The organism is Streptomyces glaucescens (genome assembly GCF_002154375.1).
GTDB lineage: Bacteria > Actinomycetota > Actinomycetes > Streptomycetales > Streptomycetaceae > Streptomyces > Streptomyces glaucescens.
Genome location: NZ_MUND01000054.1, coordinates 1 through 9,570 on the forward strand (window position 1 = coordinate 1; position 9,570 = coordinate 9,570).

At 74.4% G+C, this 9,570-nt stretch carries 11 protein-coding genes; 7 read left to right on the forward strand and 4 right to left on the reverse strand.

Features of this window, described 5'->3' with window-relative positions; genetic code table 11:
* Positions 1 to 234 precede the first annotated feature (234 nt).
* Both CCN42_RS04235 and CCN42_RS04240 read right to left on the reverse strand, forming a co-directional pair.
* On the reverse strand, positions 235 to 1,029 hold the full coding sequence (locus CCN42_RS04235) for a putative protein N(5)-glutamine methyltransferase (RefSeq protein WP_086733127.1): 795 nt from the start codon (positions 1,027 to 1,029) through the stop codon (positions 235 to 237).
* Between the two features lie 176 nt (positions 1,030 to 1,205).
* Positions 1,206 to 2,225: an ABC-2 transporter permease gene (locus tag CCN42_RS04240; protein ID WP_086733128.1), complete on the reverse strand. Its 1,020-nt coding sequence runs from the start codon at positions 2,223 to 2,225 to the stop codon at positions 1,206 to 1,208.
* A gap of 104 nt (positions 2,226 to 2,329) precedes the next feature.
* Here CCN42_RS04240 and CCN42_RS04245 point away from each other — a divergent pair, with 104 nt between their 5' ends.
* From CCN42_RS04245 to CCN42_RS04275, 7 genes are all read left to right on the forward strand, one after another.
* Positions 2,330 to 2,770, forward strand: coding sequence for a MarR family winged helix-turn-helix transcriptional regulator (locus CCN42_RS04245; RefSeq protein ID WP_086733129.1), 441 nt, complete (start codon positions 2,330 to 2,332; stop codon positions 2,768 to 2,770).
* 92 nt (positions 2,771 to 2,862) lie between these two features.
* Positions 2,863 to 3,468 carry a sulfite oxidase-like oxidoreductase gene (locus CCN42_RS04250; protein ID WP_086733130.1) on the forward strand — a complete coding sequence of 202 codons (606 nt, stop codon included), beginning with the start codon at positions 2,863 to 2,865 and terminating at the stop codon, positions 3,466 to 3,468.
* Positions 3,461 to 4,219, forward strand: a complete 759-nt coding sequence (locus tag CCN42_RS04255; protein ID WP_086172461.1) for a ferredoxin reductase — start codon at positions 3,461 to 3,463, stop codon at positions 4,217 to 4,219. The genes CCN42_RS04250 and CCN42_RS04255 overlap by 8 nt, the downstream gene beginning before the upstream one ends.
* A gap of 100 nt (positions 4,220 to 4,319) precedes the next feature.
* Positions 4,320 to 4,904 (forward strand): Rv1733c family protein, encoded by a 585-nt coding sequence (locus tag CCN42_RS04260; RefSeq protein ID WP_086733131.1) that lies wholly within the window; start codon positions 4,320 to 4,322, stop codon positions 4,902 to 4,904.
* A 137-nt stretch (positions 4,905 to 5,041) separates the two neighbouring features.
* Entirely contained in the window at positions 5,042 to 6,010 is a 969-nt protein-coding gene (locus CCN42_RS04265) for an acetylxylan esterase (protein WP_086733132.1), read from the forward strand.
* A gap of 104 nt (positions 6,011 to 6,114) precedes the next feature.
* Complete coding sequence (locus CCN42_RS04270; protein WP_086733133.1) at positions 6,115 to 7,278, forward strand: serine hydrolase domain-containing protein; 1,164 nt, start codon at positions 6,115 to 6,117, stop codon at positions 7,276 to 7,278.
* Positions 7,279 to 7,441: 163 nt separating this feature from the next.
* A complete protein-coding gene (locus tag CCN42_RS04275) occupies positions 7,442 to 8,212 on the forward strand; it encodes a GntR family transcriptional regulator (protein WP_086733134.1) in 771 nt (256 codons plus the stop codon).
* 18 nt (positions 8,213 to 8,230) lie between these two features.
* Here the strand turns inward: CCN42_RS04275 and CCN42_RS04280 are convergent, their stop codons facing one another.
* Together CCN42_RS04280 and CCN42_RS04285 are read right to left on the reverse strand one after the other, a co-directional pair.
* Positions 8,231 to 8,962: a class I SAM-dependent methyltransferase gene (locus CCN42_RS04280; protein ID WP_086733135.1), complete on the reverse strand. Its 732-nt coding sequence runs from the start codon at positions 8,960 to 8,962 to the stop codon at positions 8,231 to 8,233.
* Positions 8,963 to 8,986: 24 nt separating this feature from the next.
* Entirely contained in the window at positions 8,987 to 9,529 is a 543-nt protein-coding gene (locus tag CCN42_RS04285) for a GNAT family N-acetyltransferase (RefSeq protein ID WP_086733136.1), read from the reverse strand.
* Between the last annotated feature and the right edge of the window lie 41 nt (positions 9,530 to 9,570).

The following is a 9,570-nucleotide window of genomic DNA, read 5'->3' on the forward strand; positions in this document are numbered from 1 at the left end:
GGCGGGCTGCTCGTTCCCGCAGCTCACCGTGGCGGCGCCGGCCGCGAGCGCGATCACGGCCGCGAGGGCGCGCGCCGGGTGTGAACGGTTCGTACGCATGGTCTCCCCCAGGGACGGACGACTGGTGCCGCTCCTGTGACGCACGAGCGGGGCACGGCGTTCGAAGAAGCCGCCGGAGAACGGCTGCCGGAGGAGGGCGCACGGCTTCCGGGTGCGGCCGACGCGCCGCAGCGGTCAGGCCACGCCGATGACGACCTGGGCGTACAGCTCCTCGGAGGCCGCCAGACGGCTCGTCAGGCCCGCCTCGGTGAACGCCTCCAGCGCCGCCGGGGCCTGGCGTTCGCTGGTCTCGGTGAGCAGGCAGCCGCCGGGGGCCAGCCAGTGCGGGGCCTCGGCGGCGACGCGGCGGGCGATGTCGAGACCGTCGGCGCCGCCGTCCAGGGCGGTCAGGGGCTCGTGGTCCCGGGCCTCGGCGGGCAGCAGTCCGACCTCGCCGGTGGGGACGTACGGCACATTGGCCGCGAGGATGTCGATCCGGCCGCGCAGTGCGGCGGGCAGCGCCTCGAACAGGTCGCCCGTGTGCACCCGGCCGCCGGCCCCGGCGAGGTTCCGGCGGGCGCAGCGCACCGCCGCCGGGTCGATGTCGGCGGCGTGCAGTTCGACGGGGCCGAGCGCGTCGGCGAGGGCGGCGGCGACCGCGCCGGAGCCACAGCACAGGTCGACGACGACGCGCGCGTCCGGCGCCTGCGCGAGGGCCTGTTCGACCAGGAACTCGGTGCGGCGGCGGGGGACGAAGACGCCGGGTTCGACGGTGACGCGCAGGCCCCGGAACTCGGCCCAGCCGAGCACGAGCTCCAGCGGGAGGCCGGCGGCCCGGCGGTCCACCAGGGCGGTGAGTTCGTCCGGGGTGCGGGCGGCGTCGAGCAGCAGGTCGGCCTCGTCCTCGGCGAAGACGCAGCCCGCGGCGCGCAGGGCGTCGACGACGGAACTACGGGAGGAGGGGGACGGAAGGAAACGAGAAGCGGGCATGTACCCAGAAGCCTTTCGGGAACCGAAGGGCGCCTCGTGTCAACCGGGCCGGCGGTCCGCGCCGGGGTGAGGTGAGGACACCCGTGCCGTTGCAGCGGTAATGGGTCTCACCTCCCCGGTCTGACGCGGCCGGGTCCGTCCGCGGCCGACGGCAACCCTACCCCAGGGCCGAACGGTCAGACCCCGACCGCCTCTTCGGCCTCCTCCTCCGCCTCGTGGGGCGCCGGGGAGGCCGGGGCGGTCCGGTGCCGCTCGTACGCGCCGGCGATCGCCGTGACGGCGAGGCCCGCCACCAGCCAGGCGGCCAGCGTCCACAGGGTGCGGCCGAGTCCGTCGCCGTCGAAGTAGAGCAGGCTGCGGGCGCCCTCCACGAACCCGGCGCCGTTCCAGAAGGCGTGCAGCGTGCCGAAGAAGCCGTTCTGCAGCTCGGGCCGGAACAGGCCGCCTGAGCTGGTGAAGTTGAGCATCACGAACAGGACCATCATGGCGAGCGTGGTCCAGCGCTTGAGGAAGGTGTGCAGGCCGACGCCGATCAGCAGGATGCCCGCCGAGTAGAGCCAGGCCAGCCCCCAGATCCCGGCGAGGTCGTGGTGGGCGAGGTGGAAGACGGGGCCGGCGAGGAGCGCGCCGATGCCGCTGACCACGACGGAGACGCCGAGGGTGAGCAGCGCCCGCGGCCGCATCGGCAGTGCCGCGCCCGCGCCGCCGAGGACCGCGACCGAGGCGTAGGAGCCGATGCTGACCGCGATCATCAGGAAGAACAGGCCCTGTCCGGTGGGGTCGTCGTCGACCGGCTTCGCCACGTCGGTCACCGTGAGCGGGGCGTCGTGGGCCTCGGCGACGGGCGAGAAGACCTTCTCGACCGCCATGGCGCCCATGTCGGAGGCGGCGGTGGCGACCAGGACCTCGGGCCTTGCGGGGTCCGGGACGTAGGCACCGGTGATCTCCCGGGACTCCAGCAGGCCGACGGCCCGGGCCCGGTCGGGGACGGTGCGCACGTCGAGCGCGTCACCCGCCTCGTCCTTGACGGACTGGGCGAGCGCCTTGGTCTCGGCGCCGCTGCCGACTATGGCGACGGGCAGGTGGTTCGGCTCGGGGGTCACGAACGCCCCCATGTACGCGAGCCCCATGCCCACACACATCAGCAGCGGCGTGACCAGGTGCGTGAGCACATGGCGCAGCGCGGGTGACCGCATCCTCGGGTTCCTCCTCCGGTCCGCCAGCCGGCCCGTGGAGAACCAGTTGGCATATACAACCTTCACTTCAAGTTGTACTATACAACCAGATCGGAGGAGGTCCCGTGACAGCAGCCGAGGCCGTGGAGGCCATCCAGCGCGAGATGACAGCCTTCGCCCGCCGCGCCCGCGCCTCGGCGGGACGCATGCACCCGGAGCTGTCACTCGTCTCGTACACCCTGCTCGGCCACCTGGAGGAGCGCGGCGGGTGCCGTGCCACCGATCTCGCCGCGCACTACGCCCTGGACAAGTCCACCGTCAGCCGCCAGGTCGCCGCCCTGGAGCGGGCCGGGCTGATCGAGCGCCGGGTCGACCCGGACGACCACCGGGTGCAGGTGCTGCATCTCACCGGCGCCGGACGGCAGCTGCTCGCCCAGGTCACCGAGAGCCGCCGGGCGGCGTTCCGGGAGCGGCTGGCGGACTGGCCGGACGAGGACCTGGCCCGGTTCGCCGGGTACCTGATCCGCTACAACGCGTGGACGCCGCCGGGCACCACAGACGCCTGACCGGGACCCGTCACGATCGCCCGCGTGGCGATCACCCGCCACGATCACCCCCGGGCACCGGACCACCCACCACGGGCACGTACGGTTGAACCATGAACGTCACCCGAGGCTTCACCGGACGCCCGCGCGTCCACCGTCCGGGCCTGCCGCCCGGGCAGTACGACGCGGGCGACGACTGGCCCGTGCTGTCCGCCGAGGTCACCCCCGACCTGGCCCCCGCCGACTGGACCTTCCGCGTCGACGGGCTGGTCGAGGAGCCCCGCACCTGGAGCTGGGAACAGGCACACGCGCTGCCCGGGTCGGTGTACGAGGGCGACATCCACTGCGTGACCAGCTGGTCCAAGTTCGGCGTGCGGTTCGGGGGCGTCTCGGTGGACACCTTCCTGGCCGCCGTACGTCCCCTCCCCACCGCCACGCACGCGGTCGCCTACTCGCACACCGGGTACACCACCAACCTGCCGCTCACCGACCTGACCGGCGGGAAGGCGTGGATCGCCTTCAGCTACGACGGCCGGCCGCTCGCCCCCGAGCACGGCGGTCCGGCGCGGCTGCTGGTGCCGCACCTGTACTTCTGGAAGAGCGCCAAGTGGGTCGCGGGCCTGAAGCTCCTCGACCACGACGAGCCCGGCTTCTGGGAGCAGAACGGCTATCACGCGCGGGGCAACCCGTGGGAGGAGCAGCGGTACTCCGGTGACTGAGACCACCTTCACTCCCCCGACCCGGTTCGCCATCCCCGGCCGGATCGCCGTGACCCACCAGGGCGCGAACGTCTGGCAGACCGCCACGCTCACCGAGATCCGCCGGGAGACCCCGCGCGCCGCCACCTTCCGGTTCGCGGTGCCCGCCTGGGTGGGCCATGTCCCCGGCCAGCACCTGCAACTGCGGCTGACCGCCGAGGACGGCTACTCCGCCCAGCGCCACTACTCGCTGGCGTCCGCACCCGACGACTCCGGGCACATCGAGCTGACCCTGGACCACGTCGAGGGCGGCGAGGTCTCCGGCTGGTTCCACAGCGAGGCCCGGCCCGGCGACCGGGTCGAGGTGCGCGGCCCGGTGAGCGGCTTCTTCGCCTGGCCCGGCGACCGGCCCGCGCTGCTGATCGGCGCCGGCTCCGGCGTCGTACCGCTGATGTCGATGGTCCGGCACCACCGGGCGCGCGGCCTCGGCGTGCCGCTGCGGCTGCTGGTGTCCGCGCGCAGCCCCGAGGAGCTGATCTACGCCCGGGAGTACGGCGCCGAGACCACCCCCGTGTTCACCCGGAGCGCCCCGCCGGGCACCCCGGTGGGGCGGATGACCGCCGCGCATCTGGAGCCGGTGCTCGCCGAGGGGCCGCCGGGCGGCTGGGAGGCCTACGTCTGCGGCTCCAACGCCTTCGCCGAGCACGCCTCCCGGCTGCTGGTGGCGGCCGGCCAGCCCGTGGACCGCATCCGCATCGAGCGCTTCGGCTGAGCCTGGCCCGCACCTCTCCCACTGCGTGAGCGAACCCCGGCGAACGGGGTACGAGGATGCACAGGGGTGCTCCCACGCGAGGGCGGCGAGGAGGCGGCAGATGCGGACCCGGGTGCGCGGCTGGCGCTGGCGGCGCAATCCGCTGCGGCGCCGGTCGGACGTCGTGGAGGCGTGGACGGTGCTGGTCGTCGCCGTCCTGCTGGTGCTGGGCGCACCGCTGGCGGGGCTGGGCACGGCCTGGTGGGCGTATCAGGACGCCCGGGCGACGGCGGCCGAGCAGCGCGCGGAGCGGCACCGGGTGCGGGCCGAGGTGGTCGGCGGCGATCCGCGTTCGACGTCCGCGGCGCATGGCGGCCGTGCGTACGCGTACCGGGTGACCGTGCGCTGGACCGACCCGGAGGACGGTGTGCGCACGGCCGTCGCGCGGGTCCCCGCGGGCACCGAGGAGGGCGACCGCGTCGACGTGTGGTTCGACGCCCGGGGCCGCGCGGTGCCGGCGCCGCCGGACAGCGGCGTGATCTGGCAGCACACCCTCGCCCTGGGCTTCTGCGCGGCGGGTGGCACGGCCGGGGCGGTGCTGCTGGGCCACACGCTGGTCCGCCGGGCGGCGGTCCTGCGCCGGCTCGACGAGTGGGAGCGGGAGTGGGCCCGCACCGAGCCGGAGTGGACCCGGCGGCGGGCCTGAGAGGCGGCAGGACCAGCGACGCCACCACCGTTCGAGATCTCGGACGACGTCCGAAACGTGGGCCGGGTCTGGCGATCGATCATGGCGTGAACATACGGTGTGATCATCAGCGCCCCTCTCCCTCGAAGGCGGTCTCCATGGCCTTGTTCGACCTCCCGCTCGACGAACTGCGCGAGTACCGCAGCGACTCCACCGAGCCCGAGGACTTCGACGCCTTCTGGTCCAAGACGCTCCAGGAGGCCCGCGAGCACGACCTGGACGCCCGGTTCGAACCCGTCGAGACGGGCCTGTCGACCGTGCGGGTGTACGACGTGACGTTCGCCGGGTTCGGCGGCCACCCGGTGAAGGGCTGGCTGGTCCTGCCCGCGGCGGCCGAGGAACCGCTGCCCCTGGTAATGGAGTTCGTCGGCTACGGCGGCGGTCGCGGTCTGCCGCACGAGCATCTGCTGTGGGCCTCCACCGGCCGCGCGCACTTCGTGATGGACACCCGCGGCCAGGGCAGCGCCTGGGGCGGCGGGGGCGGCACCGCCGACCCGGTGGGCGGCGCCCCCGCCTACCCCGGCTTCATGACCCGCGGCATCGACGCCCCGGAGAACTACTACTACCGCCGGGTCTTCACGGACGCCGTGCGGGCCGTCGAGGCCGCGCGCTCGCATCCGCTGGCCGACGCCTCCCGCACCGTCGCCCTCGGCGGCAGCCAGGGTGGCGGCATCGCCATCGCGGTGGGCGGGCTGGTGCCCGACCTGGTGGCGGTCGCGCCGGACGTGCCGTTCCTGTGCGACTTCCCGCGCGCGACGACCCTGACGGACCGCAACCCGTACCGGGAGATCGGCCTCTACCTCAAGACGCACCGCGGACGCACCGCGGACGCCCTGCACACCCTGTCCTACTTCGACGGCGTGCACTTCGCCGCCCGCGGCCGGGCGCCGGCGCTGTTCTCGGCGGCGCTGGAGGACCAGACCTGCCCGCCCTCGACGGTCTTCGCGGCGTTCAACGCCTGGGCGCACGAGGACAAGGCGATCGAGGTGTACGACTTCAACGACCACGAGGGCGGCGGGCCGTACCAGGACCGGGTCAGGCTGAGCTGGCTGCGGTCGTACGCCTGACCCGAGGACGCCTCCTTCCCTCCGGTCCGACCAGTCGGTACGTTCGGCGGCGGTCCGGTGCGCGGCAGCGCGCGCCGGGCGTTCCGACGGATGACGGAGGGTGTATGTCCGAGCCTGGGCCCGCGGTGCACGGCCACTGCGACAGCCGCTTCGCGGCGGTGCGTACGGCGTTCGAGGAGAACTTCCGCGACCGCGGCGAGCTGGGTGCCGCGGTCGCCGTCACGGTCGGCGGAGTGCGGGTGGTCGATCTGTGGGGCGGCTGGGCCGGCCCCGGCCGCACCCGCCCCTGGGAACGGGACACGGTGGTCACCGTCTGGTCCACCACCAAGGGTCCGGTGGCGCTGTGCGCCCATCTCCTGGCCGATCGCGGCCGGCTCGACCTGGACGCTCCGGTGGCCGCCTACTGGCCCGAGTTCGCCGCGGCCGGCAAGGAGAAGGTGCTCGTCCGGCACCTGCTGTCACACCGGGCCGGCCTGTCCGGGCCGCGTGAGCCGCACTCCTTCGCGGACCTGTGCGACTGGGAGGTGACCACCGGCCGGCTCGCGGCCATGGAGCCGTGGTGGGAACCGGGCACCCGGTCGGGCTATCACGCGCTGACCTACGGCCATCTCGTCGGCGAGGTGGTGCGCCGGGTCTCCGGGCTGCGGCCGGGCGCCTTCCTGGAGCGGGAGGTGACCGGTCCGCTCGGCATCGACTTCACCATCGGCCTGCCGGAGCGGGACGCCGGGCGCGCCGCCCGGCTGGAGCACACGCCGGCACCGCGCGGCGAACAGGCGGCGGTCTTCAGCCAGCTGGAGCCCGCCGCGCTGGCCGCGCTGACCAACCCGGCCGTCGGTGCGCGGGAGGCCGGCACCCCCGAGTGGCGGGCCGCCGAGATACCCGCGGCCAACGGCCACGGCACCGCCCGGGCGGTCGCCGACCTGTACGGCGTGCTGGCGGGCCAGGGTGCCCCCGGCGGACGGCGCCTGCTCTCCCCCGACGCGGCCGAGCGGGTGCGCGAGGGACAGGGCGCCTGCCGCGACCTGGTGCTCGGCGCCGGGTTCGACCGTGACACGGAGGCCGGGCTCGGACTGTGGCTGAGCGGAGCGAACGGCTCCTACGGGCCGAACCCGCGCGCGTTCGGCCATGACGGTTTCGGCGGTTCCTGCGGGCTCGCGGACCCGGAGGCGGGGCTCTCGCTGGGCTATGTGATGAACCGCATGGGCCCGCGCATCGCGGACGACCCGCGGAAGATGGCCCTGGTGGAGGCCCTGTACAGCGCCTTGTGACGCCGCCGGAGGGGTCCTCCGGCGCCCTCGGCGGGGCGGTCCGCGCGGTCCGGTTTCGGCCGAACCGCCGGGCCGCCCTTCCCTACTGGTTTAGACCAATGCTAGATGTGGTGGCGCAATGAGCCCGAACGGCTACGGCACGTCACCAACAGGAGGGCGCGGCATGGCCCGCACCACCCCGCACGACCACCCGCACAACGCCGGCCGGCCCGCCCACCGGCCCGACGACCAGCCCCTTTACTGGCGGATCGCCACCGAACTGCTCGGCGAGCTGCGCGACGGCACCATCCCGCCGGGCGAACGACTGCCCGGGGAACGGCAGCTGGCCGAACACTTCCGGGTCAGCCGGGAGACCGTACGGCAGGCGCTCGACGTCCTGCGCCGCGACGGACTGGTCTGCACCGACCGGCGGGGCAGCCACGCCACCCTGCCCGGCCCGCCGGTCGAGCATCCGACCTCGCTCGCCTTCCCGGTCGGCGCCCGCCGCCCGGCAGACCGGCGCGCCGTCGACCGGGCCACCGTCGCCTGGGAGATCCCGCCGCCCGCGCACGCCGAGGCGCTGGGGCTGGCCCCGCACCGGCCCACCCTGGTGCACCGCTACGAGTCGGCCGGCGCGGACGGCCGGGGCCGGCGCACCGCGGTGACCTCCTTCTCGGCGGTGGCGCTCACCGAGGTCGAGGAGCTGGGCCGCTACCGGGACCGCGCCGACGGCACCTCCTCCGCACAGTTGCGGCGCGCCTACGACTGGATGCGCCGGGCTGGTCTGACGCTGCATCACCGGGACGCCATCACCCGCCTCCCGGACACACCGACGGTCCGGGTGACCCGGCTGGTGCAGGACCAGTACGCCCGGCCGCTGGAGATCACCGACCTCCTCGTGGACGCCCGGCAGGACGCGCTGGTCTACGAGTTCACCCTCCCGGCGGCGGTCTGACCCCGGCCCCGCCGCGCGCTACGGGAGCCGCCGGGCCGCCACCATCCGGACCCGCGGGCTCCCGTCCCGCCGTCGCCCGAACTCCGGCAGGGCGTACGACTCCACGGCGAATCCGGCTCGTTCCAGCTCGTGCCGGACCCGGCCGAGCCCGAAGGCCCGGTAGTACATCACGAACTCCGGCCGCCGGACGGCGTTGCGCACCCGCATCACGGTGTCGAAGCCCAGCAGCGTCCAGTAGGCCCGTGATCCGGGCCGGGGCGGGGCGACGACCGGGAACGCGAACCGGCCGCCCGGCCGCAGCACACCGTGCACCTGCGTGAACAGGCCCGGCAGCTCCTCCGGCAGGAAGTGCCCGAACGCCCCGAAGCTGACCACGAGGTCGAAGGCGGGCCCGAAGGGCAGTGCGCGGGCGTCCGCCCGGACCCAGGCCAGGCGCGGACCGCCCTCCGGCTGCGGGACCCGCCGCCGGGCCACGTCCAGCATGCCCGCGCTGAAGTCCACGCCCGTGACGCTCTCCGCGCACATCCGGGTCAGCACGCCCACGCCCGCGCCGGTGCCGCAGCACAGGTCGAGCCCGGTCCCGAACGGGCCGCTCGGGGCCAGTGCCCGGGCGACGGCGTCCAGGACGGAGTCCGGGGTGCGGAACGGGGTGTGGTCGAACTTGGGCGCGAGCAGGTCGTAGCCGCGCTCGACCGACGACAGTGCCTGGACGGCGAGTTCACGCAGGCTGGGACCTTCGGGACCGAACATCACCGCCAGCTTACGGCGGCGGCTTCACCCGGACCGGCCGGACAGGTCGGCGGGGCGGATCCGGTAGACCTGGAGGCGCAGGTCGTAGTACTTGGCCGTCTCACCGACCCACTGCATGCCGAGCCGTTGCGCGGTCGCGACGGCACGCCGGTTGGCGGGCCGGGCGACCGCGAACAGCTCGTCGGTGTCGTGGTCGAACGCCCAGCCGATCAGGGCCCGGGCGGCCTCGACGGCGTATCCCTGCCCCCATGCTTTGGGGGCCAGTTGCCAGCTGATCTCCAGGTCGTCCTCGTAGGGCGGCAGCAGCCGGATGCCGAGTCCGCCGACGACCGTGCCGTCGTCCCGGCGCTGCACCGCCCAGCGACCCCGGGGCGGCACCAGGTTCGGCCGGCTCTCCTCCCAGGCCTGGAGCAGACAGCGCATGGCAGCGGTGTCCCGGACCCGCTCCATCGCGGGGGTGAGCCAGTGGGCGACGTCCGGTGAGCCGTAGATCTCCAGGGCGGCGTCGGCGTCGTCGACGGTCCAGTCACGGATGACCAGCCGGTCGGTGGTCAGCGGAGTGTCCATGGTCCGATGTGTACCGCGTCCCCGCCCCGGCCGCCCCGCCG

What these genes read in the sequence shown, in the direction of transcription:
- CCN42_RS04240 (WP_086733128.1), bottom strand. Translation starts at nt 2,225, where the DNA reads ATGCGGTCACCCGCGCTGCGCCATGTGCTCACGCACCTGGTCACGCCG.
- CCN42_RS04270 (WP_086733133.1), top strand. Translation starts at nt 6,115, where the DNA reads ATGTCCGAGCCTGGGCCCGCGGTGCACGGCCACTGCGACAGCCGCTTC.
- CCN42_RS04285 (WP_086733136.1), bottom strand. Translation starts at nt 9,529, where the DNA reads ATGGACACTCCGCTGACCACCGACCGGCTGGTCATCCGTGACTGGACC.
- CCN42_RS04275 (WP_086733134.1), top strand. Translation starts at nt 7,442, where the DNA reads ATGGCCCGCACCACCCCGCACGACCACCCGCACAACGCCGGCCGGCCC.
- CCN42_RS04250 (WP_086733130.1), top strand. Translation starts at nt 2,863, where the DNA reads ATGAACGTCACCCGAGGCTTCACCGGACGCCCGCGCGTCCACCGTCCG.
- CCN42_RS04265 (WP_086733132.1), top strand. Translation starts at nt 5,042, where the DNA reads ATGGCCTTGTTCGACCTCCCGCTCGACGAACTGCGCGAGTACCGCAGC.
- CCN42_RS04260 (WP_086733131.1), top strand. Translation starts at nt 4,320, where the DNA reads ATGCGGACCCGGGTGCGCGGCTGGCGCTGGCGGCGCAATCCGCTGCGG.
- CCN42_RS04280 (WP_086733135.1), bottom strand. Translation starts at nt 8,962, where the DNA reads ATGTTCGGTCCCGAAGGTCCCAGCCTGCGTGAACTCGCCGTCCAGGCA.
- CCN42_RS04235 (WP_086733127.1), bottom strand. Translation starts at nt 1,029, where the DNA reads ATGCCCGCTTCTCGTTTCCTTCCGTCCCCCTCCTCCCGTAGTTCCGTC.